Here is a 22721-nt window from a genome sequence, read left to right on the forward strand (position 1 = left end):
CACCGGCACCGGCGTCAGCACCGGCCTGGGCATGCCGCCCGAGTCGCTCCGCCCCCAGGACTTCCTGGACCACATCCCGATGCGGGACTTCGGCGCCCACCGCCACCCGGACACGCTCCCCGCCCGCCCCTTCGAGAAACGGCCCTCCATCTCCGTACTGACCACCACGCACGACCGCCGCACCGACTGGCTCCGCGCGGGCCAGGCCCTCGAACATGTCCTGCTGACCGCCACGGCCCACAGCGTCCGCATCTCCCTCCTGCACCAAGCGCTCGAATGGCCCGACCTGCGCGAACGCCTCATGCCCCCGACCGGCCCCCGCACCTGCCACCCACAGATGGTGCTCCGCCTCGCATATGGCCCCGAGGGCCCGGCCACGCCCCGCAGCGGCCACACCTGCGCCGGCTGCCTCCGCGGCCGGTCTCTGAAGTGGGGATACTGCCGTCTGTGCCGGTGCCAGGCTCGGATCAACGGAAGAACCGCCGAGGCCGACGTGAGGGCCCGACTGGGCGCCATCCGACACCATCAGCTGTTCTTCATGGGTCTGCACTACCGCAGAGGATCTGCACCCGTCGTCGCGCGACGCGGAGGAGGGCGGGGAGCCATCCGGAAGCCGCCACCCGCGCCGGCCTGGCGGCCGAGTCCCGGCTGGAGGCAACTGCCGCTGTTCGGGCAGGTCCCGCGTGATTACGGCCGCCTCGACCCGACCGCCGCCGATCTGGCCAGCCCGTGGTTGGCCTGGGCGAAGTACCTCGCCTACCAACTCGCCGAGGCGCGGGGCTGGGGACGCGGCATCCGCATCGCCGTCAACCGTGGCCTGGCCATCGTGTTCACCGAGTACGTCGATGGCGACGTCATCCGCCATAGCGAGATCTTCACCCCGCTCAGGGCCCTCGATCTGCGGTTCGGACACACCGCCACGGTCCTTGAGGAGATGGGGATCTTCCTGGACGACAGCAAGCCCTCCTCCGAACGCTGGTTTGCCGAGCGCCTGGAGGGCCTCGTCCCGGGCATCGCGGCGGAGGCCGAGCGCTGGATCCGGGTTCTGCATGGCGGAAGCCCACGCAGCCTGCCCCGGCAGCAGAGCACGGTCTGGTTCTACCTCAACGGGGCCCGCCCGGCACTGCTGGGCTGGTCGGACCGATACGACCACCTGCGGGAGGTGACCCGCGAGGACGTCCTCACCCACCTGAAGACCCTGCACGGCCACCACCGCCGACACCAACTCGGGTCCCTGCGTTTGTTGTTCGCCTGGGCCAAGCGTTCCGGCCTGATCTTCCGCAACCCCACCAGTCGCATCAAGGTCGGCCAGAACGAGTACAGCGTGCTCCAACCGCTCGCGCCTGCCCAGATCGACCGCTCCGTCGCAGCGACCGCTACCTCCGCCGCGCGACTGATCCTCGCCCTCGCCGCGGTTCACGCCGCCCGGGTCGCCCAGATAGGAACCCTCCTGCTCGACGACCTCGACATCGGCAACCGTCGGCTGACGATCGCCGGACGAGCACGCCCGCTCGATGACCTCACCCTGAAACTGCTGCTGGCCCGGCTGGAACACCGGCGACGCCGGTGGCCGAACACGGCCAACCTCCACCTGCTGATCAACAACCAGACTGCGACGAAGACCAACCGCGCCGGCAACCACTGGATCAGCGCGCCCCTGCGCGGACAGGACGCGACGCTGGAGCGGCTCCGCGTCGACCGGCAGCTCGAAGAGGCCCTCACCCACGGGCCCGGCCCCCTCCACCTCGCCGAGGTGTTCGGACTCGACGAGAAGACCGCCATGCGCTACGCGGACTCCGCACGAGCCCTGCTGGAACAGAGCGCTGAACAGCAACTTTGATGAAACCGGCTCGACCGGGACGCACCATGAAGGGAATCATGGGCGAGTGACGTCGACCGAAACAGCAGCACTCGCCCTACAGGACCATGCCGCCCTCTGGAGCATGGGCGAGATCCGTGCAACCGATGTCGTCTCTGGCGCCTGCAATGCGCTCGTCGCCGGCCTCGACAGTCCCGCCCTGCGGATGCTGGCCGCATGCACACGCGCGGAGGCGGACTACGACGTCCACGACCTCCTTCCCCCAGCACTCGACGAACTGGGCCTCACCTTCTACCCGGTGGGCAGCGTTGCCGGACAGGAAGCCGCCGCACGAGCACTTGCCGCCCGGATGCTGGCCGGCGAACTGACGTCACGCGAGCTGGTCTTTCGGATCCACCAGCGCTTCGGGCACGAACTGCCCTTGGCCGAGCGACTCGCCAACCTGGACGACGAGTACGACATCCTCGAATACGGCGACAGGACATCGGCACAGGTCGACGCCGACGTTCTGGCCGAAGCTCTTCGGCTCACTCAGCATCCTCGTGTTCCACCCGAACCCACGGATCCACTGAGTTGAAGCACACTGGTGGACCCGTCGGCTCGCACTGAAGAGACTTCGGTTTCCGTGAATCCACGGGGCTCTCGGGGGTCGAGGAACATCGGAACGAAAACCGGCGCTCAGGATCTGTCGGCCCTGGTGGGCGGCTGACGGAGTGTCGGCGGTCGGACCCGTCTGAAGTCGTCCCGCAGATAACGCCCTAATTATCTGCGGCATCGCTTATCACGGCCTGCGGCGACGTTCTCGGGGCTGTGCATGAAGCGGCCCCGTTATCTGTGGCAAGGGGGGAAGTGGTGCCCGCCGTCGTACGACTTCCTGCCGGGAGGGCGTTGACCGTCCGCGCGGCAACCGACGTGTTCCTCGACTCGCTCGACAACGCGAACACGCTCCGGTGTGCGGGCGAAGACGGTCGAACCGGGCGCCTGCCTGACGACGAACTTCGCGGACAACGCGACGAAGGGCGCCTCGCTGGACGAGCTGGTCCCGGCGCCCTACGCACCATGGGCGAAGAAGGCCATGGGTGACTTCACGGGCCAGGACCTGTTCACCAAGGAGAGCGACCTCGCCGAGACAGTGTGGCGAGCCGTGCACGACACGACCGGCCAGCTGCGATTCCCCGCCGGTCCCGACGCGGTCTCGCTCTCCCAGGCGAAGTGATCAGCCAGCAGGCAAGGTCACGCCGCACTGATGCCAGGAGCCGGCCCCGCGCCCACGCACCGGGGCGGTTCAGTCCGCGTTCTTCGTCGCTCATATCGCCCGCCTGCGCGGTACAGCGGGCCGGGATGCCGAGTTCGGCGTAAGGATATGCCAGTCAAGGCTCCTGTTCCTGGTTGATGCGCGGGTGCCTCGTACACAGGAGAGCGGGGAGAAAGAGGCGGAGAAGCCGCCGGTTCAGGCGGTGCCGGCGGTCCAGGACGAGACCACCGCGAGGGCCTGCGACGGGTTGAGGCGAGGGTCGCAGAAGGATGTGTAGCGGTCCCCGACGGAGTCGAGATCGGCCTCGGTGAAGGCGCACTCGGTGACGTCGTCCGGCGTCGTCTCCAGGTGCAGTCCGCCGGCCACGCCGCCCGCGGCGCGCACTGCGTGGACGAAGCGGGAGACCTCCAGCGAGACGGTCTCCACGAGCCGTGTCTTGTAACCGCCTGGCGCGGTCACGGTGTTGCCGTGCACGGGGTCGCTGAGCCAGACGACGGGGTGACCCGCGCCGCGTACGGCTTCCACCAGGCGGGGCAGCCGGTCGCCGACGGCGTCGGCTCCCATTCGCGCGATGAGGGTGAGCCGTCCGGGGTCGCGCCACGGGTCGAGCTTCTCGCACAGGGCGAGCAGTTCGCCGGGTTCCATCGTGGGGCCGACCTTGCACGCCACGGGGTTGCTCACCTCGGCGAGCAGGGCGACGTGGGCGCCGTCGACCTGGCGGGTGCGCTCGCCGATCCACGGCCAGTGGGTCGAGCCCAAGAACATCCGGCCCTTGTCGTCCATGCGCAGCATGGGTATCTCGTAGTCGAGCAGCAGTGCCTCGTGGCTGGTCCACACCAGCGGCTCCGCGAACTCGCGTCCCGTGGCGCGGTCGCGCCAGCCCAGGTGCTCGACGATGTCGCAGGCGGCCATGTAGCCGGTGAGGATGCGCAGTGGATCGGGCCGGCGCCTTTCGGGGTCGGGCTCCGGGCCGTTGACCATGTGCCCCCGGAAGACCGGGAGTTCGGCGCCGTCGATCACTTCGGTGGGCTTGGAACGGGGCTTGGCGAACTGCCCCCCGATACGTCCTGCCCGCAGGACGGGTTTGCCGGTGATCAGGCCGAGCGACCCGGCGAGCAGGTCGAGCAGTGCGATCTTCCGTGCGACATGGTGGCGTGTGCATTCCCGCGGGTCTTCGGCGCAGTCACCGGACTGCAGCACCATGGCTTCGCCGAGCGCCACCCTGCCCAGCAGAGTCCGCAGCGTGGCAAGGTCGTCGGCCTGTACGAGAGTGGGGCGTGTGGCGAGTGACTCGCCTACCCGGCCGGCCTGTGCGAGGTCGCTCCATTCGGGTTGCTGCAATGCCCCGCGTATACGAATATCCCGCTTCACGTCTTCCAAGACGTACTCCGATCCAGCGGTGTTGTTGTACCTGTCAGGCCGGTATTCCGGTGCGCTTGATTTCCGGAACCGGAATACCCAGAGCCCGCAACTGCTGGAACGGATTCATGAACTCCCGCTCCCGCTTGATCTTGCCGTTCTCCAGCTCGAACGAGTGCAGGAAGTGATTCTCGTAGTACCCCTCCGGGTAGTCGCCGAAGAGAATTTTGCCGCGTCCGTCGCACTCCACCCAGAAATGGTTGGGGTCCTGGGTCCCGAAGATCCGGATGTTGTACCACTCCCAGTCCGGGAAGCACTTCAGCGACCAGACGGCGTGCTCGGCCAGCCGGTCCCTGCCCCGGGTGGCGACGGGTTCACCGGTGTCGGTGGTCCACAGACCGCCGATGCCGTCCTCGGTGAACAGCTCGTACCGACGCAGCCGGTCCTGGCCTTTGGTGTTCATGTACCGCTCGACGGTGGCGCGGTTGATGCGACGCAGTTCGGCCTCGTCGCTGAATCCCTGAGAATTGACGGATTCGGACACAACGTTCCTCCTGTAGTGGCTGTGGATACTGACGCGGTGAATGCGGCCGGCCGGCCGCTGCCTGCGATCGTGTCCGTGTCCGTTCGCAGACAGCGGCGGCGCTGTCCCCTGGGCCGTCCGCAGTCGACCGGAACCCGGTGTCAGATGCGGAGTTCGGGGCGGTAGATGTCCAGCCAGGTGCTCAGGTCGAGCACGCGCTCCATGCCGTTGCGGACGTGGACCGGCATGGAGGCCGAGTCCTGCTGTGTGATGTCCTGCAGCCAGCCGCGGTCGACCAGGCCGAAGACCGGGTCGTCGGTCGTGAGCAGTTCCTTGGACTGCTGCAGCAGCGCGCTGTTGTAGTGCGGGTCCAGGGTGGCGGGGTAGGAGCTCTTCACCCGGTTCAGCACCGATTCGGGCAGCAGGTCGGCCGTCGCGGCGCGGAGCAGGCTCTTCTCCCGGCCGTCGAAGGTCTTGAACGACCACGGGGTGTTGTAGACGTACTCCACGAGGCGGTGGTCGCAGAACGGGACCCGGACCTCAAGACCGACGGCCATGCTGATCCGGTCCTTGCGCTCCAGGAGCATCCGGACGAACCGCGTCAGGTGCAGGTGGCACATCACCCGCATCCGCATCTCGTGGTCGCTCTCGCCCTCGGCCCTCTCGACCTCGCCGACCGCGTCGGAGTAGCAGTCACGTATGTAGGCGGGCAGGTCGAGGGCGGCGGTGATGTCGGCGTTGAACCGGTCCGACGACTGGGCCTGCGGGCCGGTGACGAAGACGTCCATCCAGGGGAAGGTCTGCGCGGCCTGGACCTCCGGCTGATGGAACCACTGGTACCCGCCGAAGACTTCGTCGGCGGACTCGCCGGACAGGGCGACCGTGGACTGCTGCCGGACGGCCTGGAACAGCTGGTAGAGCGAGGTGTCCACGTTCCCGAAGCTGAACGGACTGTCCCGTGCGGTGATGACGGCGCGGCGCACGTCCGGGTCGGCGATCGAGGCGTGGTCGAGCGCGATGGTCTCGTGCTGCGAGCCGACGTGCGCGGCCACCTCGAGCGCGTACGGGGCGTCCATCGTGCCACGCGATACCTCGGCGACGAAGTGGTCCTTCCGCCCGACGAAGTCCACCGAGAAGCTGCGCACCTTCTCACCGGGCTCGCCGTGCTCCCCCGGCCGGCCCAGCTTGGCGGCGGCCAGCGCGGTGATCGCGCTGGAGTCCAGACCGCCGGAGAGCAGGGTGCAGCGCGGGACGTCGGAGACCAGCTGGCGGCTGACGATGTCCTCGAGCAGTTCGCGCACGGTGGCGACGGTGGTCTTTAGGTCGTCGGTGTGCGGACGGGTGGGCAGCGTCCAGTAGCGGTGCTCTCGCAGACCGGAGCGGTCGACGGTGACCAGGCCGCCCGGGAGCACCTCGCGCATTCCGCACCACAACGCGCTGCCCGGCGTCTGGGTGAGGCTGATCAGCTCCCGCAGGCCGGCGAGGTCGACGGCGCGGTCCGACAGCGGGTTGGCGAGGATCGTCTTCGGCTCGGAGCCGAACATCACCCCGTCGTCGGTGCTGGAGTAGTAGAGCGGCTTGACGCCCATCCGGTCGCGGATCATCACGAGCTTCTCGACCCTGGAGTCCCAGACGGCGAACGCGAACATGCCGTTGAGGCGTTCGGCGACCGCTTCGCCCCACTCCAGGTAGCCGTAGAGCACGACCTCGGTGTCGCTGCGGGTCTCGAACCGGTGGCCCCGGCGGATCAACTCGTTCCTGAGTTCGGTGTAGTTGTAGACCTCACCGCTGTAGGTGAGCGCCACCGGGCCGTCATCGGTGGGCACCACCATGGGCTGGATGCCGCCTTCGAGGTCGATGACCGCCAGCCTCCGATGACCGAGCGCCGCGTGCCGGTCGAGCCAGACGCCTCCGGCGTCCGGGCCCCGGCAGGCCATGGGCTCCGTCATCGCGTCCAGCTGCGTGCGCTGCTGAGTCAGATCCCGGTCGAACGAGACCCAGCCGGTAATTCCACACATCGACTTGCCCTTCTTCCTCTTGAGTACATGGTCCGGAGCACGGTCAGGGTTGGAGCTGGTCCGCACGCCTGCCGGAACCGTCACGCTCGTAAGAGTCCGGCGCAGCCGGTGCCTTCGTGGCGTGGTCCCTCACGGGCTACTCCTGGGCCGTCGGCGGCCCGGGTCTTGTCGTCGAACTCCCTAGGGCTGCAGCCTGCTTGTGCGCCAGCCGTCGCCGTGACGGTCGTAGCGCAGCCGGTGGTGCAGCCTGTCCGGGTCCGCGTTCCAGAACTCGACGGCCGCCGGGCAGAGCCGGTATCCGACGAACCGAGCCGGGCGGGGCAGCGCCGTACCCGTGGCCGACAGCCGCTCGGCCTCGGCGCGCAGGGCCGCGGCGTCCGCGAGCGGCTCGCTCTGCCGGGACGCCGCCGACATGGCGTGCAGGGGGATCGGGCGGCCGAACCACAGGGCGTTCGACTCGGCGTCGGACATCCGCGCCACGGGGCCGGAGAGAATCAGCTGCCGGCCCGTCTCCCGCCAGTAGAGGACTCCGGACGCCCAGCCCGTGGCGGACAGCTCGCGGCCCTTGCGGCTGGTGCTGTGGCTGGCGAACACCAGGCCCTGCCCGGTCGTTTCGAGGACGGCGACGATCCGGTTGGAGGCGCGGCCCTCGGCGTCCGCGGTGGCCAGCGCCAGCGCGAGCGGTTCCCGGACACCGTGCGCGACGGCCTGGTCGATCCATTGCGTCACGAGCGCCATCGGCTCCGGTGGTGGTGCCTCGTATTCGGGGAAGTCGACACCGGTCTCACCGGTGAGACTCTCCAGCCTGCTGGTACCCATCACAACCTCGCTCTCGCGCTTTCACACGTGGATGACGCCGCGGGCGACGACCACGCCGTGGCCGCCCACCCGGACGTCGTCGACGCGGTCCTGCGACCCGTGGGCGGTCGCGAACATGTAGGAGGGGCGGCCCATGTCGGCCCCCTGGAGGATCTCGATCTCCTGCCCGTACTCGGCGAGCCCGTGCCGGGCGAGGTGGATGGCGAGCGGTCCGGCCGCGGAGCCCGTGGCCGCGTCCTCGACCACGCCGTAGGCAGGCGAGAACATCCGCGTACGCCAGTGCGTGCCGCTGCCGGCGAAGCAGTTGGCGGCCATGTCGGGGAACCGGGCCAGGGCGCGGTGGTCGGGGTCGAGAGCGGACAGCGCGGCCACGCTCGGCAGTCCCACGAAGATGTGGCGGGGCCCGTTGTGGTAGATCTCCACCGGTACGGTCGAGGACTCGACGCCCAGCGCCTGGATGAGTTCCTTGACGCGCTCGTACGGCTTCCACGTCGGGACCGGCTGCCGCATCCGGACGGCTGTGCCCCCGTCGTCGTAGAACTCGAACGGGATGATGCCCATGGCTGTCTCCAGCCGCAGGGTGTCCGTCTTCTTGATCTCGCCGAGGGCCACGGCCGTTCCGAGCAGCGGATGACCGGCGAACGGCAGCTCGTTGACCGGTGTGAAGATCCGGATCCGGGCGTCCGCGCCCTGCCGGGCGGAGAGCACGAAGGTGACCTCCGACAGGTTCATCTCCTTGGCTATGCGCTGCATCTGGTCGCTGGTCAGGTCGTCGGCGTCGAAGAAGACGGCCACGGGGTTGCCTTCGAGCGGAGTGCGCGAGAAGGCGTCCACGACCACGTAGTCGTGCATGAGGTTCTCCGTAATGTGTGAGTCGGCCCTACGCCGTGAAGACCGGGCCGGTCCCGTGGAGGGCGGCCACCGTGTACGCGCCCTCCACGACGGCTTCGGCGGTGAAGACCGAGCGGTGGGTCGGCGGACAGCCGATCAGTTCGGACGCCCGGTTCGGCGGGAGTACCTGGGGCCGGTCGCCCTCCCACACCATCACCGCGCCCCACCGGTTGCGGTCCCGGTCCGCGATCCAGAACTTCAGCCGCAGCCCGCGGACTTCGGCCCACTGCTCGACCGCGTCCTGACGCAGGTGCTCCCGGAGCGAGTCGATGGTCGCGGAGGACTGGTCCAGGTCCCACCACACGATGTCAAGCCTCATGACCCAGCGCCCTCCGGATCGAGTCGGCCACGATGCGGGGTCCGTCGACGGTGAGCACCGACTCGGCGTGGAACTGCATCGAGGCGAAGTGGGGGCCGTGCAGGGCGTGCACCTCACCGGTCAGCGGGTCGCGGCTCACCTCCACCGGTCCGACGCCGTCGACGTGGTGCCGGTCGTCGGTACCGCGGGCCGCGAAGGTGTTGTAGAACCCCACCCGCTCCCGCGCGCCGAACAGGTCGATCTCCCGCTGCACGCCCTGGTTGGGCGTGTCACGACGTACGAGGTCCAGTCCCAGCCTCCTGCTGAGCACCTGGTGGCTCAGGCAGACGGCGACGAAGGGCAGGCGTTCGGCCAGGAGTTGGTCGACCACCGACCGCAGGCGGACGATCTTCGGATCGTCGTCCGCGCGGGGGTCACCGGGGCCCGGGCCCATGACCACGAGGTCGTACCCGTCGAGCGTGGCGTCGTCGAAGCGCTGGATCGCCACCTGCAGTCCCAGCGCGTCCAACTGCAGTCCCAGCATCGCGGTGAAGGAGTCCTCCGCGTCGATCACCAGCGTCTTCAGCCCCCTCAGCCCCGCCGGCCGTACCGACTCGGCCACCGCCGCCGGGTGCGAGGCGTGGTCCTTCAGCCAGAAGCCCGCGATGTCCGCGTTGCGGCGCCGCAACGCGGACACCACCTCCGGGTGTTGTCCGAAACGGGAGGTGCCGCCGGACTGCAGAGCGGAGACGAGCCCGGAGACCTTGGCGTGGGTCTCGGCCACCTCCGAGAACGGATCGGAGTGGCGTACGACGGTGGCACCGACGCCGATCCGCACCCGGCCGCCCGCGTCGATGTCGGCGGTGCGGATGAGGATGGCGGAGTCGAGGGTGCGTTCGCCGTCCGCGTCCGTACCGATCAGCGCGGCGATCCCGCTGTAGTATCCCCGCCCCTGCGGCTCGTACCGGCTGATCACACGCGCGGCGCTCTCCAGCGGGCTGCCGGTGACCGTGGGGGCGAACATCGACTCGCGGAGGATGTCGCGTACGTCGTGGTCGGTCGTGCCGTCGATGAAGTACTCGGTGTGGGCCAGCCGCCCCATCTCCTTGAGGTGGGGTCCGGTCACCCGGCCCCCGCGCTCGCAGATCCGCGCCATCATCTTGAGTTCCTCGTCGAGCACCATGTAGAGCTCCTCGGTCTCCTTGCGGTCGGCGAGGAAGTCCGTGACGCCCTGCAGGGTGGGCCCGGCGGGCGGGTAGCGGTAGGTGCCGCTGATGGGGTTCATCACGGCCGTTCCGCCGTTGAGCGAGACGTGGCGCTCCGGGGTGGCACCCACGAAGGTGCGCTCCCCGGTGTGGATGACGAAGGTCCAGTACGTGCCCGGCTCCCGGGCCAGCAGGGCGCAGAAGGCGGACAGCGCATGGCGCGGCGAGTAGTCGCTGAGGCAGGCCAGGAAGGACCGCCTGATGACGAAGTTGGCGCCCTCTCCGGTGCCTATCTCGTCCGTGACGATCCGGCGTACGGTCTCGGCGTACTCGTCGTCCGACGTGTCGAAGTGCTGGTCGACCAGCCGGAGCGGTGTCTGTGGGATGCGGGCCAGGAGTTCGGGCACCGTGGTCGTCGCTTGCGCGGTGACGGTCATGGCGAGCAGCGGTTCCCCGTCGTCGGGGGCGGCGAACCCGCGTTCGGCGAGCTGCCGGTAGGGCACCAGCACCAGGACTTCCTGCCGTGGCACGGGCACCTTCGCACCGCTGTCGTGGAGCGGGATGTCGGCCAACGACTGAAGTCGGGCCATGTCCCCCACCAAGACGTCGACGGTGTCCGGCGCGGCATGCGCTCCGGGCCTGTGGAGCAGGGCGAACGCGGTCGGTTCCAGGGCGAGAACGCGGTCGAGCGGGGTGCGGTCGGGGTTCTCGGTCGGCGCGCTCATGCCCGGAACACCTCGTCGGTCAGGACGACCGTCCCGCAGCGCCGCGCCGTGTAGTCCAGGGCCAGTCGGTGGTCGGCCTCGCAGAAGTCACCGGTGGCGTCGGCGACCAGGAACGGTTGGATGTCGTTGGTGAACGCCTCCAGCGCGGTGGCCAGCACACCGACGTGCGCGTAGACACCGCAGAGCACGAGCTGGTCGCGGCCGGCCGCCCGCATGCGCTCCAGCAGGTCCGAGCGGAAGAAGGCGCTGTAGCGCCATTTGGTCAGGCGCCAGTCGCCGGCGGCGGGCGCGAGCTCGGGCACGACCGCCCGGTCCTCCGGATCCGTGCGCATGCCCGGTCCCCAGAAGTCCTTGAGCAGACCGCGCTCCTGCTCGGTCATCCCGCCGGACTGCGCCGTGTAGGCCACCGGCACCCCCTCGGCCGTACAGCGCTTGCGGAGGGTTGCGGCATTGTCGATGATCTCGGCGCGCAGCGGGTCGGGGAAGTTCCTGAGGAAGTAGTGCTGCATGTCGTGGATGAGAAGGACCGCCCGTCGGGGGTCGGCAGTCCACTGGGTGACGTTCTCGGGAAGGCTCGCGGTGGTGGGCAGGGGGTACGAACGGATGGGGGGTATGCCCTTCATGGTCGGCTTCTTCCGGGAGGGGGAGGATCATCCGGGCGTGGTGGAGAGGAACTCCGGGACATGGGGAGGGGGCTCGGGAACGTGGGGAGGGGATACGCCGGGGAGGCCCCGTGCCGCCGGGCCGTCGCCGGAGCGCGCACGCCCTGCTCGGGTGCGTGGGCGGGCTGGTTCACCGGGAACGGGGAACCGGCAGGGAGGAGAAGCCGGCGGTGGACGGGCCTGCCGACGAGGTCACGGCGTGCGTGGCCGGGTGGCCGCGTGGTGCGGCGCGGACCGTGCCGTCGGCCCGGCGGAAGCGGTGCGGGAAGGCGCGGACCGGTGGGTGGAGCGGTGCCGCCGCGGACCACTCCGGGGAGTCAGGCGCGTGGTGCGGCGATGAGCGCGGTGGTCTCCATCGGGAGCCCCGCGATCCGTTCGATGTCCAGGCCCGCCCGGTCCAGCAGGGACCGGAACCGGTCGACGGAACGGTGTCCGCCACCGGTCGTCATCAGCAGGTGCAGGTCCCACAGGGCGGGCAGCATCGTGGAGTTGTCGTCCACCACCATGCGGTCCATGACCAGCAGCCGGGAGGAAGGGCTGGTCATACTGCGGCGGCAGTGCTCGAACGCCGCGACGGCGTCGTCGTCGGACCAGCCGGCCAGCACCCGGCAGAAGATGTAGACGTCGCCGCCCTCCGGTACCGACGTGAACATGTCTCCACCGAAGAGTTCGACCCGGTCCAGGCCGACCGTTCCGGCCAGGTACTCGCGGGCGATCGGGACGACGTGTTCGCGGTCGATCAGTTTCCCGCGGGCGTCGGGGGCCGCTTCGAGGATCACCGAGAGCAGGTGCCCGTTGCCGCCGCCGCAGTCCACCACCGTCTTGCCGGAGAAGTCGAAGATCTCCGGTACGTGGTCGAAGAAGAGGTTGCCCGCCTTCATGGTCCGCTGGAACCGGTCGGCCAGGTCCGGGTGACTGTCGAGGTGGCGATAGAGCGGCTCACCGTAGGCCAGCTCGAACCCGGCGGTCGATGTGCGGAAGCACTCCGCGGCATGGCCCCAGGCGGTGTAGAACTCCTCGCCGTACAGCAGGCACATGTCCCGCATCGTCCCGGGCCGATCGAGCAGTGCGGTGCTCACCGGGGTGTTGCGGTAACCCGTCTCCGGGCTCCAGTCGAACACCCCCATCGCCACCAGCAGCCGCATCAGGCGGTGAATGCCCTGTTCCTCCGCCCCCGCCGCCTCGGCGAGTTCGCCGTCGCGAGACAGTCCGGCTTCGATGTGATCGGGCAGCCTGAACTTCGCTGCCGCGTGGACGGCCTGTGCGCGCCACCCACCGGTGACGAGTTCGACCACTTCCTGAACTGCCTTCAGATCGTGTTTCATTTGTGAACTCTCCAGGCTGTCGGAACCCTTATGACTGGCCCTGTTCATCGCTTTGCGCGAATTTCACCGCTCACCGCCTCGTGATGAATTCACTGGCTTGGAGCACGCATCCAAATCATGTGAGCACCGCACCCGGGCGACAACCCCAGAAGTTTTCGCAAGAGACCTGGGGTTGCGGAGTTGGGCATGGACGGCCGCGTGCTGTTCCGTCTCGCCAGATCACTTCGGCAGCGGGACGGCAGGCGAGTCACCGGGCCACCGTCGTCGTGGTCAGGTCCGGCAGCCGCCAACCGCATTGCTCGCGAGCCGGCGTACGTACCGGCTGTGAACCCGGGACGACAGCGTCCCGTACGCGTGGACACGCGGCCTGCTCGGAGCACCCAGCACTGGCGGCAGGCACGCCCCGGGGCACCCGATCCGACGGCGGACGGCACCTCCCCCGCGTGCCCGGACCCCGGACCCGGCCCGGGCACGCCGGACGCGGAGCGAACGCGGTCGCCCCGAACGCCCAGCACCGTGCGGGGCGTTCGGCTGCGCATGGGCCCTGGCCACAGGGCTCGCTCCCGCTCAGTCGCTGCGAACGGTGAGAGGACTCACGAGGATGATCGGATCCCCCTCCGGCCGCCGGACGTCATGGGGTACATGGGGAACGGTGACCGCGGTCAAGAGCAAGCCGTGTTCCGCCAGCCAGCCCCCGTGGAAGTGGGTGACCCGGTTGCCGGCGACGAACGGCCCCGGCACCAGGAGGCGCGCGGTGAACGTTCCTGCCGCGGGATGCATCTCGATGGTCGCTTCGTGGAAGTCCAGCCAGCTGCCGGCGAGCGGGTACCACGCTTTGTAGACGCTCTCCTTGGCGCTGAAGATGAGTCGGTCCCAGCACACCTCGGGCCGGGTGGCGGCCAGTCGGCGCAGCCGTACCCGTTCCTCCGGAAGTGTGACGAGCTTCAGCACCGAGTGGTTCGCCAACGGGGCGTTGGGCTCGGCGTCCACGCCGAGCGACACCATGTCGACCGCCCTTGCCACGGCTGCCGCACGGTAGCCCCGGCAGTGCGTCATGCTGCCGACGACGGCGGTGGGCCACACCGGTGCCCCACGCGGACCTCGAAGGATGGGAACGGGTGGCACGCCGAGACCGGCCAGGGCACGCCGGGCGCATGCGCGTGCGGTGGTGAACTCCCGGCGGCGCTCGGCCACGGCTTTGGCCACCAGCTGCTCCTCCTCGGGAAACAGCGGCGGTAGGGGGTCTGGATCACCGAACGACTGGGCCGTCACGATGGGTGCGGCCAGCAGGTTCTCGATCATGGGTACCCGATTCGGTTGGCGAGGGTGGACGGGAATCGCCCGTGCTGATCCGGATCCCGGGCGTACCGTCGCCCCACCGACCGGGCCCGGACGACGACATCCGGCGCACGTTCCCGGTACCGCCTCCGTACGGCTCCCCAGCGCGCCCGTCGGAGAGCCGTACGGGGAGAACGGCATGGCGGCGGACAACGAACCGTTCGAGCCCGCGCGGACCACGACGACCGAACGAACCAAGCCCGGAGCTGAACCGCGCCCCAGTCCTCGTGGCTCCGAGGTCGAGCCCCTGTCCACCGACCGGGGAACGGGTCTGGGCCGCGTCGCCGACGAGGAGGAGACGCCCCAGGCACAGATCGGTGGCGATGCGCTCCTGACTTCCGAAGGTGATGACGCCGGGCCTCGGCACGAACACCACCGATCCGCTCCGGCCGAGGACGTGGTGGGCGCTCGTGCGACTGCAGTCCCTGTCCACCTGCCCCTCGGCGAACAGGAAGGTGACCGGCCCCCCGCTCACCGGGGAAGTCGATGCGCAGCCGTTGTCGCGCCTCGCTGCGGACGCCGTACGCGTCGAGCAGCCAGTCGGTCTCGATCAGTTCTGTCCCGCCGGGCCCGTGCGCCTCGATGGTGACGAGGCCTAGGGCGGCGCCCACTTGGACGACTCTCGTGGAGCGATCCACAACGCCGCGCAGCCGTGCAAGGGCTCGTACGGGGACGCCGAGCCGGAGCAGTTCACAGGCAGCGGCCAGACCGCACGGGTCGGCTCCGACGATCACTACCGGTGTGATCGCGTTCGTAGACACGGGTGATACGGCTGACACGGCAAGTCGATTCCCTAGGCGGTGAGCAGGACACGAGACGTCGGAGCGGAGACTGCGTGCTCAGGTGAGCCGTGATGGCAGCGGGGACGGATGGTCATGGACAAGCGCGGGGTTCAGCCGCAGTGCGCTGATCTGCTGGAGTCGCTTGCGGAGTTCAAGGGCGGCAACGGAGGCGGGACCCCGCTCCGCGAAAACGCTGCCCGTCGGCGTGAGGCCCCCGGACACATCGCCCGGGCAGCCACGGGTGTGCAGCGGGAGCGAGGAGAGCCGGAGGGCAATACGCCGCCGGTACCGGTCGGCGGGACGACGGCGCCCCGCAGAGGATGGCCGGCGGCATCCCTGCCCACCGACGCGGCGTCGCCCGCCTTTCGGAGCCTCCAGCCGGTGACGGCGCCGCTGATCGGCGTATGTGGGCAGGTCTGCGCGCCGGGTACCACGGCCCTCCGAGGCCGCTGCCCAGTCCACTGAAGCGCCATGGACGACCGCCTCGGCGAGGTCAGCCCTCAGCCGCACGGACAATCCGTCCATTGTCTCCGGGTCGCCGCCGACCTCCACGACGGCTGGCGACAGCCTGTCCAGCCACGGCGACAGTCGTCGCAGCGCCCGCCCCACCGGGAGAGAGACGGCCAACATGCCTCCGTGTCCGGCCAGTTCGTCGGCGGTGGCCCGGCTGCGCAGCGCCACCGCCCCGTCCTCCAGGGCCAGCGCGCCCGCGACGCACGCGGGCGACCTCGCCCTGTGAATGCCCGACCACGGCGGCGGGTTCCACGCCGTGCGAGCACCACAGCTCGGCCAGGGACACCGTGACAGCCGGCAGTTCCCAGTCCGTGAAGGGCACGAGCGCGTGGGCGCACTCCCGCATGCGCCGGGCGAACACGTCGGAGGAACCCGCCCTTGTACGTGTCGCTCTTGCCTGGCTCGCCGGGCACCGGATCGTGGAGATCGACGGGCCACTGACTGTCCACGGAAAAGTCCGAGGTCCCGTCACCACCGGCCTCCAGCACCGCCACAGGTCCTCGGGGCTCGCGATGTCGGCTGGGAGCCGGCAGCCCATTCCGACCATCGAGATCGACTCGGACTCCAGCTTCTCGGCTTCGGCCGACCGCCGTCGGACCTCACGCGGATCCGCCGTGGTCCTCGCGAGACAGGTGAGCGGTCTTTCTTCGTTGTCCATGGGGGTCACCTCGGTGAATCTGTCGGGCAGGTCCAGGGCGGAACGCGCTGCGGACGGTTGAGCCCGGTCACCGGTGCGAAGAGAATCCGGACGCCGCTTCAGGTTCCGCTGTGCGGGCACGGGCCACGCAGCAGCACCCGGCACGGGCAGCGGAAGTGCGCCATGGAAAGGAAGTACGGCCAGGGGCCGGCCGCACTCGGGTTGAGCCGCGTTGGCGGAGTCCACGTCGGCGAGGAGCGCCTCCTAGCGGAACCCGCCCTTCTGGACAAAGCTCTTTCCCGGCTTGCTGCGGTCCGAGTCGTAGAGGCCGCCGAGGTCCCACCCGCGGTCCGCCGGGAAGTCGACGAGCGCTTCCCTGCCGTCGAACACCAACTGCCGATGATGGCCCGGGGACTCGACGGAACCTGAATACCGGCAGCCGGCACCGATGATGGCGAAGGGTTGGTCATGGGGCACCGTGACGGGCGCCGGTGCCTCCTGCGCCGCGGTCGGCAGTCCGAGCACCCCCCGCAGATACCGCGCCAGCGCGGCAGGAGTCGGAAGGTTGAACGCCATGGCGAGGGGGAACTCCAGGCCGATGGCGGCGGTGAGCCTGGCGTGCAGGTCGATCGCCGCCAGAGACCCGAATCCGAGGTCCTTGAAGGTCTGTCCCTCGGCCACCGCGTCAGGGGCCCCCGAGTCGATGCTCCGCGCGACCTCGACGGTCTCCGCAAGCACCAGGGCGAGCAGGGAACGGTACTGCTCCGAGGACCGCATTCCCTCCAGCCGACGCACCAGCGACGACCGGACTCCGTCGGCCTCGTCCGGTGTGTCCATGAAACCGGGAGGGAAGTCGTTGAACTCGCTCATTTGTGAACTCCATAGGTTCAGGTTGGCATCCGGTTGGCGTCAGCAGATGTTGTCGAGAATCGATTTCGGCCCGTCCAGGATCAGCTGAACGCGATGAGCAGAGCTTTCCCGATGTCTTCGTCCAGATTGGGTACGGCTTCGACGAAGGCGCGCGCCTCGGCGTGGACCTGCGCCGGCCCGGCGGGCACAGTTGACTCACGGGTCCGGCGGAAAACCGTTGTCCAATGCACTTCTCCCTCTTTCCGGGGGAACGCTTCTGTCCGAAGACTACGAAGTGCCGGTCGTCCGAAAAACCCTGCAGCTACCCCAGTACCCCCTGCTTCAAGGCCCCGACCAGTGCCTTCGCCCGGGACATCGGGCACACGCTCGTAGTGCCGGTGTCCGTCGTGGATCACCAGCGGGCGGAGACGGTGATGGTCAGCTCGGTGGGGCCGCTGAGGGTGTCGAACGTCTGGGAGAGCACGTCCTGCGCGGTGAAGTCGTACCGGGTATTCAGGAGTTCGAACGGGCGGAGCAGTGGGGAACGTTTCGGCGTCGGCCGTGCGCCCCTGCGTCAACACCGTCAGGTCGGGGTGGTGCGCTACCAGTTCCGGCAACAGACAACGGCTCCGGTCGTCGACGAGAAGGGTTGCCGCACCCGCCGCGGCGGCACCACGACATTGGATTTGCCATGTGGGACGCCCAGTTCGAGACGCTTTCTCCGCCGAGACCACCGACAGGCGTGCCGCCGCCGAGGACGTCCTGCTCGGAGCTGACCGGTATTTTCAGCTCGGCGAACTCCAGCGGGCCGAACACTCCGCCCTGCCATGCCAGTTCGTGGACCGCCGCCAGCCGTTCGCCGTCGGCCGAAGCGGCAACGGCGAACAGATAGCCATACGGAAACCGTGAAGGGAAACGGTTCCTTTTGTGAACGTTCCTTGCATCACGCGAGCAGGTCAGGTGAGAGCCCTCAAACAATCCTCCCCTGCTTCCCCTATCGGCCCTGTGGCGTCACAAGAGGCCTCGAGGCCCGGCTCACGGCGCACAGGCAAGGCGTGAGAGCGTGGGGGAATAGGGGGCGGGCTGGGGTCGTTTTCCCAATGTCCCAGAGCCGAGCATGGGCGCGGGGAAGCCTGTCTCGGATCGCGAAGACTGGTTCCCTGACCAGGATGACCACACATTGAGGGCTGGAAGACATGCGCTTGGGAGGATCGTCCTCGCCGTTCACGGGAGTTCGCAGGCTTGGTCTGGGCGGCATGGCACTCGGTGGGGCCTATGGCCCGATCGACCACGCGGAAGCCGTCCGTCTGGTCCAACAGGCCCTGGACGCGGGCGTCGTCCTGCTCGACACGGCAGATGCCTCTCGTGGAGGGAGGGTGCGGCGGATAGTCGGACAGGCCGTTGCCTCCCGGCGCGACGAGGCGCTGATCGCCGTCCACAGCCGGCCGTTCGGCGCGGGAGCTGTGACACGGGTTGACTCCCGAGGGCTGGTGGACGACTGCGAAGAGGCCCTCCGGCAACTCGGTGTCGATCACATCGATCTGTATGTCGTGCATTTACGTGGTCTGCGGGTGCCGATCGAGGAGCAGATGGGCGAGCTGGCCGGACTCCTGGAAGCAGGCAAGATCCGTCGTATCGGGGTGGGTGGTGTGTCCGGGGACGAACTGGTCCGCGCCCATGCCATCCACCCCGTCGCCGTCGTCGCCGCCGAGTATTCCCTGTGGCAGCGTCAGGCAGAGCGCGATCTCCTCCCGCTGGCCCGCCGACGGGGTATCGGTCTGATGGCCTGCCAACCTCTCGGCCGAGGCTTGCTCACCGGCCGGATCACCGACCCGACGCAGCTCAGCGCGGAGGATTTACGGCACACCGACCCCTGTTTCTCAGTCGAGAAGCTTTCGGCTGTCAGAAGTTCGCTGCGTGTCCTGGAGGCGGTCGCGGCCGACATGAGCATCGGAGCAGGCCGACTGGCCTTGGCCTGGTTGCTCTCCTGCGGAGAGGACATCATTCCGGTGCCGAGCACGCGAGACCGCGTCCATCTGGAGATGAACCTGTCAGCCCGTGACCTTCGGCTCACTCGGGAGACACAGCACAGGTTGAGCACGATCTTCTCCGCTTCCTCCGAGGCACGGGAGGAGGAACAAATGGACCTCACATCGTGCCCCGGTCTCAACTGACTCAGCCGTGCCGGTCACGACGGCTCGGCCGGTCGTGCTGCGGTGAGATGAGTGACGCGTTGATGGCCTTGTTGACAGCGTCGATACGCGAGTTGGCGTCCAGCTTGACGAATATGTTGCGCAGATGGCGTTTGACGGTCGCCTCGGAGATGAGGAGGCGGTGAGCGATCTGGCTGTTGCTCAGCGCCTGGGCGACCAGCTCGAGGATCTCCAGTTCCCGGGGGGAGAGCGCCACATCGTCCGCCCCCTGGATGTGGGCAAGAGAGTCCCGGGAGACCGCGAGCACCATGCGGTCGGGGCCATGGTGAACACTGCGGATCGCCGACACCAGTTCACGCCGGTCCACGCTCTTGAGCAGATAGCCACGGATACCGGCAGCGATCAGCCGGCGCAGCAACTGGGGGCCGTCGTACATGCTGACGATGACGATCTGCGACTTCGGCGAGAGGGCGCGCATCCGGATCACGGTGTCGGTGGGTTCTCCCCCGGGAATCTCGATATCGAGCAGAACCACGTCCGGGCGGAGACGCGCCACCCGGTCGACCGCCTCTTCACTGTGGTCCGCCTCGCCCACCACGGTCATGTCGTCATGGGAGTCGATGATCTCCCTCAGTCCTTCGCGGACGAGGGCGTGATCGTCAACCAGGACGATGGTGATTCTCGTGTCGTCCGCCACCGTGCCTGCGTCGTTGTTTTCGTATCGGTTCACGAAGCGGGCGCCGCCTTCTCGAGGGGTATCAGGAACTCGACCTGAGTTCCCAGGCCTATCCGACTGTTGACCAGCATCAGTCCCTTGAGCAGCCCTGCGCGCTCACGCATGGAGGACAGACCGACACCACCGGATTCAGGGCGCTGCCGCGGGTCGAAGCCGCAGCCGTCGTCCTCCACCGAAGCACGGAACTCATGCGGAGTGATGGTCACACTGATGAGCAACACAGAGGCGTCCGCATGGCGGAGCGCATTGTGCGAGGCTTCCCGGATCATGAGGAAGGCCTCGTCCAGCACCTCCGGCTGCGCCCACCGTTCGTCCCCACTCGTCTGCAGGCGGACGTCGACACCCTCGCAGTCGGCTGTTTCCAAGTAATGAAGCAGGGCCTTCTCCAGGTTTTTCAGCGTCTCCTTGGAGTGGAGGTCCGAGGTCACGGCACGCAGGTTCTGCATGGTCTCCCGGATGGCCTTCTCCGCGGTCTCCGCTCTGGCCGCGGCTTTCGCCGGGTCACTGTCCTGGTAGAGCCCGAAAAGTTCGAGATTTCGATAGGCGACGCTGATTCCGTGCCCAATACGGTCGTGGAGGTCACGGGCTATCCGGCGCCGCTCCTCCAACTGCACATCTTGCATTTTTTCGAGCAGAAACGCGGTGTAGCTGCCCATTGCCTCACGTATCCGCATGGAGATGCTCCGCTCCAGCGTCAGCGCGATCGCGGAGAACAGACCCACCGGATCAGTGAATGCGGTGAGGAGCCGTGACACCGTGGCGAGAACCGCTCCGTAGAAGAACGAGGCAGCCATGATGGACTCATGGGGATGGACTCCGTTGGCGGCCCGGCTGACACCAATGGTCCGGGCCAGGATTCCGTGACGCCTGTCGACCTGAACCTGGCCCGCCCGAAGACTGGTGAGGATGTCGGCGAGTATCTGGTCGGCGTGCGCGAGGGCCTGACGCAGCGCTACCGGGTCGCCGACGATGACGTGGTCGGCAGCGCGGAGTTCCGCTTCGTACAGCGCCAGAATCTCATAGGAATGCGCTTCGATCAGGTCGGCCGCTCGGCCCAGATCCGCCAGGAACGCTTCGTCACTCTCCGTCACCCTTGCGCCCCTTTCTGTGTTTACAGCGCATAGGGTACTTGAAATTTAATCTTGGCCTATCGGCAAATGACGACCATCATTGCTAGGAATGCGTCAAGATCCAAAATGGTGGACTATGCCGCCTTGACCGGTTCCGCACCGTCTTCGTGCCAGTCCGTCGGGCTCGGCTACGAAATGACTTGATTTCCACTTCACAGGGACGCGATCAGGACGATATGAGCTGCGAGTTGAGTGGCCATGAAGGCCCGATAGGGCCTTCTGCGTGACGCCCGGTCCTCGCCCGGCGTCGCACGCAGGCCGGCGACGGTGACGCCGAGGGCTCCGAGAAGTACGGTGACGGCGCACCAGATCAGCTGCGCCGAGTACAGCAGCGCCGCGACCGTGAGGCCCGTCGCTATTCCACCGGCGACCACGGCCAGCAGCCACCGGGCCCCGGCGTTCCCGAGCACCATCGGCCAGGTGCACCGGCCCGCCGCCCGGTCGCCCTCGACGTCGGAGAACTCCTTGGCGATGCCACCGACACAGCCCATCCAGAGGGTCATCGTCCCGGCGAAAATCACCAGGCCGGCATCCGGCCGGCGGTCACCGGCGAGGATGCCGGCCGCATAGGTGGCCAGACCGAGTCCTATTCCGGCCCCGGTGCAGGTGTAGTAGGTCCGCTTGAGCGGGAACGGCGGCCCGGAATAGGCGTATCCGACCAGCAGATATCCCACGGCCAGCAGGCCGGGGCCGATCCCGACCGAGAACACGCACAACAAACCGGTGACGGTGAGCGCACCCACGGCGGCCACGGCGGACCGGACGGGCAGTCGGCCTGAGGCGATCGGCCGGGTCGAGGCGTTCGCGATGTCCTCCTGTCGGTCCGCGACGCCGTTGAAGAGATAGATGGCCATCGTGCAGCACGTCCAACCGGCCGCCACGACCACGACGTTGCCGGACCGGGCCGGGCCCGCGGCCACACCGAGCAGTGAGCCTGCCAGGAAGCGCAGAAGAAAGACCAGTTGGACACTGGGCCGGCTCTCGACAAGGCAGGCACCCGCCTGTCGCACAAGGGATCGCATGGAACCTCCTCGGGGGCCTGCCTGGACGCGCCCCGGTTGTCGTGGTCTTCCCTGCTGCCGTGCTCTTTCCCGGACCTGAGCATGGCAAGGCAATCTCGGGATCCACGAGCGGTTGTCCGCGATAGTGGCTGGAGGTGGAAGGGGGCCCTACTCCTTTCGATACCGGTCGTCAGCCTGTCGGTCATCTCTGCTGACACAACCGCATAGTTCACCTTGTTCGCTGTTCATGGCACTCGTTAGCGTGAGTTCCGGAAAGCCAAGCAGAATTCCCTCCCGGTTTTCTCCCGGAGATCGCTTTCTCCGTCACCCGCCCATGCCATGCGCCCGTACGTCCCGGGCTCTCCGTATGTGTTCCACGACGCGAAAACGAAAGGTCTATGCCATGAAGCACGAAGGCAACCACCGGCGTGTCATAGCCCGCAACCGGAAGGAGAACAGCACGGCCGACTGGTGGGCGAAGCTGACGCCGGCCGAGTTCAGGGTGGCTCAGCTCACTACTCAGGGCTTCACCAATCGCGAGATCAGCGAGGCGCTCTACATCACGGTAAGCACCGTGGAACAGCACCTGACGCGCACCTACCGCAAACTGAGGATCGAGGGCCGGGCGAGGCTCGCGGCGGAATACGGCACGATGGATGCCGACGACGCCTGACACATGGGCC

Annotated in this window: 20 protein-coding genes and 2 pseudogenes; 6 read left to right on the forward strand and 16 right to left on the reverse strand. The window is 68.2% G+C overall.

The window, feature by feature from the left end; all coding sequences use genetic code 11:
* Window positions 1-31: 31 nt before the first annotated feature.
* From CW359_RS47265 to CW359_RS00585, 3 genes and pseudogenes are all read left to right on the forward strand, one after another.
* Window positions 32-1840, forward strand: a complete 1809-nt coding sequence (locus CW359_RS47265; protein WP_332874952.1) for a hypothetical protein — start codon at window positions 32-34, stop codon at window positions 1838-1840.
* Window positions 1841-1886: 46 nt separating this feature from the next.
* Window positions 1887-2396, forward strand: coding sequence for a hypothetical protein (locus CW359_RS00575; RefSeq protein WP_232838138.1), 510 nt, complete (start codon window positions 1887-1889; stop codon window positions 2394-2396).
* Window positions 2397-2768: 372 nt separating this feature from the next.
* Window positions 2769-3035, forward strand: a pseudogene (locus tag CW359_RS00585) (short-chain dehydrogenase/reductase); the annotation flags it as partial.
* Window positions 3036-3269: 234 nt separating this feature from the next.
* On the opposite strand, the gene CW359_RS00590 reads toward CW359_RS00585, so the two are convergent.
* The 13 genes and pseudogenes from CW359_RS00590 to CW359_RS00655 form a co-directional block, all read right to left on the reverse strand.
* Window positions 3270-4454, reverse strand: coding sequence for a 3-deoxy-7-phosphoheptulonate synthase (locus CW359_RS00590; RefSeq protein ID WP_105967670.1), 1185 nt, complete (start codon window positions 4452-4454; stop codon window positions 3270-3272).
* A 34-nt stretch (window positions 4455-4488) separates the two neighbouring features.
* The gene (locus CW359_RS00595; RefSeq protein ID WP_105967671.1) at window positions 4489-4977 is read right to left on the reverse strand and encodes a PhzA/PhzB family protein; all 489 of its coding nucleotides are present in this window, start codon (window positions 4975-4977) and stop codon (window positions 4489-4491) included.
* Window positions 4978-5117: 140 nt separating this feature from the next.
* On the reverse strand, window positions 5118-6974 hold the full coding sequence (gene asnB, locus CW359_RS00600; RefSeq protein WP_105967672.1) for an asparagine synthase (glutamine-hydrolyzing): 1857 nt from the start codon (window positions 6972-6974) through the stop codon (window positions 5118-5120).
* 180 nt (window positions 6975-7154) lie between these two features.
* Window positions 7155-7793, reverse strand: a complete 639-nt coding sequence (gene phzG / locus CW359_RS00605) for a phenazine biosynthesis FMN-dependent oxidase PhzG (RefSeq protein ID WP_105967673.1) — start codon at window positions 7791-7793, stop codon at window positions 7155-7157.
* 21 nt (window positions 7794-7814) lie between these two features.
* Window positions 7815-8645 (reverse strand): PhzF family phenazine biosynthesis protein, encoded by an 831-nt coding sequence (locus tag CW359_RS00610; protein WP_105967674.1) that lies wholly within the window; start codon window positions 8643-8645, stop codon window positions 7815-7817.
* Window positions 8646-8673: 28 nt separating this feature from the next.
* Window positions 8674-9003 carry a hypothetical protein gene (locus CW359_RS00615; RefSeq protein WP_105967675.1) on the reverse strand — a complete coding sequence of 110 codons (330 nt, stop codon included), beginning with the start codon at window positions 9001-9003 and terminating at the stop codon, window positions 8674-8676.
* A complete protein-coding gene (locus CW359_RS00620) occupies window positions 8993-10912 on the reverse strand; it encodes an anthranilate synthase family protein (RefSeq protein ID WP_105967676.1) in 1920 nt (639 codons plus the stop codon). Before CW359_RS00620 ends, CW359_RS00615 begins: the two co-directional genes overlap by 11 nt.
* Complete coding sequence (locus tag CW359_RS00625; protein ID WP_105967677.1) at window positions 10909-11535, reverse strand: isochorismatase family protein; 627 nt, start codon at window positions 11533-11535, stop codon at window positions 10909-10911. The genes CW359_RS00620 and CW359_RS00625 overlap by 4 nt, the downstream gene beginning before the upstream one ends.
* Before the next feature lie 356 nt (window positions 11536-11891).
* Window positions 11892-12899: a methyltransferase gene (locus CW359_RS00630; RefSeq protein ID WP_105967678.1), complete on the reverse strand. Its 1008-nt coding sequence runs from the start codon at window positions 12897-12899 to the stop codon at window positions 11892-11894.
* A gap of 567 nt (window positions 12900-13466) precedes the next feature.
* Window positions 13467-14201: a 4'-phosphopantetheinyl transferase family protein gene (locus tag CW359_RS00640; protein ID WP_105967680.1), complete on the reverse strand. Its 735-nt coding sequence runs from the start codon at window positions 14199-14201 to the stop codon at window positions 13467-13469.
* A complete protein-coding gene (locus tag CW359_RS47460) occupies window positions 14149-14712 on the reverse strand; it encodes an FAD-dependent monooxygenase (RefSeq protein ID WP_107503100.1) in 564 nt (187 codons plus the stop codon). Before CW359_RS47460 ends, CW359_RS00640 begins: the two co-directional genes overlap by 53 nt.
* Window positions 14713-15595: 883 nt before the next feature.
* Window positions 15596-15902, reverse strand: a pseudogene (locus tag CW359_RS47785) (acyltransferase domain-containing protein); the annotation flags it as partial.
* A gap of 531 nt (window positions 15903-16433) precedes the next feature.
* Window positions 16434-17039 carry an acyl carrier protein gene (locus tag CW359_RS00655; protein WP_105967682.1) on the reverse strand — a complete coding sequence of 202 codons (606 nt, stop codon included), beginning with the start codon at window positions 17037-17039 and terminating at the stop codon, window positions 16434-16436.
* Window positions 17040-17711: 672 nt separating this feature from the next.
* Between CW359_RS00655 and CW359_RS45065 the strand changes: the two genes are divergently transcribed.
* Window positions 17712-17927 (forward strand): hypothetical protein, encoded by a 216-nt coding sequence (locus CW359_RS45065; protein ID WP_157968443.1) that lies wholly within the window; start codon window positions 17712-17714, stop codon window positions 17925-17927.
* A 287-nt stretch (window positions 17928-18214) separates the two neighbouring features.
* Complete coding sequence (locus CW359_RS00660; RefSeq protein WP_105967683.1) at window positions 18215-19192, forward strand: aldo/keto reductase; 978 nt, start codon at window positions 18215-18217, stop codon at window positions 19190-19192.
* A 1-nt stretch (window position 19193) separates the two neighbouring features.
* Here the strand turns inward: CW359_RS00660 and CW359_RS00665 are convergent, their stop codons facing one another.
* The 3 genes from CW359_RS00665 to CW359_RS00675 all read right to left on the reverse strand — a co-directional run bounded on the left by CW359_RS00665 (window position 19194) and on the right by CW359_RS00675 (window position 22059).
* Entirely contained in the window at window positions 19194-19868 is a 675-nt protein-coding gene (locus tag CW359_RS00665; RefSeq protein ID WP_232838139.1) for a response regulator, read from the reverse strand.
* Between the two features lie 29 nt (window positions 19869-19897).
* Entirely contained in the window at window positions 19898-20998 is a 1101-nt protein-coding gene (locus CW359_RS00670) for a sensor histidine kinase (RefSeq protein ID WP_105967684.1), read from the reverse strand.
* Window positions 20999-21189: 191 nt separating this feature from the next.
* Window positions 21190-22059, reverse strand: a complete 870-nt coding sequence (locus tag CW359_RS00675) for a UbiA family prenyltransferase (protein WP_105967685.1) — start codon at window positions 22057-22059, stop codon at window positions 21190-21192.
* 382 nt (window positions 22060-22441) lie between these two features.
* Between CW359_RS00675 and CW359_RS46180 the strand changes: the two genes are divergently transcribed.
* Window positions 22442-22711, forward strand: a complete 270-nt coding sequence (locus tag CW359_RS46180; RefSeq protein ID WP_232838140.1) for a response regulator transcription factor — start codon at window positions 22442-22444, stop codon at window positions 22709-22711.
* Window positions 22712-22721: the final 10 nt, after the last annotated feature.

This window comes from Streptomyces geranii, from assembly GCF_002954775.1.
Lineage (GTDB): Bacteria > Actinomycetota > Actinomycetes > Streptomycetales > Streptomycetaceae > Streptomyces > Streptomyces geranii.

Coding starts and splice junctions, on each gene's coding strand:
- CW359_RS47265 (WP_332874952.1), top strand. CDS start 32: ATGCCGCCCGAGTCGCTCCGCCCCCAGGACTTCCTGGACCACATCCCG.
- asnB (WP_105967672.1), bottom strand. CDS start 6,974: ATGTGTGGAATTACCGGCTGGGTCTCGTTCGACCGGGATCTGACTCAG.
- phzG (WP_105967673.1), bottom strand. CDS start 7,793: ATGGGTACCAGCAGGCTGGAGAGTCTCACCGGTGAGACCGGTGTCGAC.
- CW359_RS00610 (WP_105967674.1), bottom strand. CDS start 8,645: ATGCACGACTACGTGGTCGTGGACGCCTTCTCGCGCACTCCGCTCGAA.
- CW359_RS00615 (WP_105967675.1), bottom strand. CDS start 9,003: ATGAGGCTTGACATCGTGTGGTGGGACCTGGACCAGTCCTCCGCGACC.
- CW359_RS00620 (WP_105967676.1), bottom strand. CDS start 10,912: ATGAGCGCGCCGACCGAGAACCCCGACCGCACCCCGCTCGACCGCGTT.
- CW359_RS00625 (WP_105967677.1), bottom strand. CDS start 11,535: ATGAAGGGCATACCCCCCATCCGTTCGTACCCCCTGCCCACCACCGCG.
- CW359_RS00630 (WP_105967678.1), bottom strand. CDS start 12,899: ATGAAACACGATCTGAAGGCAGTTCAGGAAGTGGTCGAACTCGTCACC.
- CW359_RS00640 (WP_105967680.1), bottom strand. CDS start 14,201: ATGATCGAGAACCTGCTGGCCGCACCCATCGTGACGGCCCAGTCGTTC.
- CW359_RS00655 (WP_105967682.1), bottom strand. CDS start 17,039: ATGAGCGAGTTCAACGACTTCCCTCCCGGTTTCATGGACACACCGGAC.
- CW359_RS00660 (WP_105967683.1), top strand. CDS start 18,215: ATGCGCTTGGGAGGATCGTCCTCGCCGTTCACGGGAGTTCGCAGGCTT.
- CW359_RS00675 (WP_105967685.1), bottom strand. CDS start 22,059: ATGCGATCCCTTGTGCGACAGGCGGGTGCCTGCCTTGTCGAGAGCCGG.
- CW359_RS46180 (WP_232838140.1), top strand. CDS start 22,442: ATGAAGCACGAAGGCAACCACCGGCGTGTCATAGCCCGCAACCGGAAG.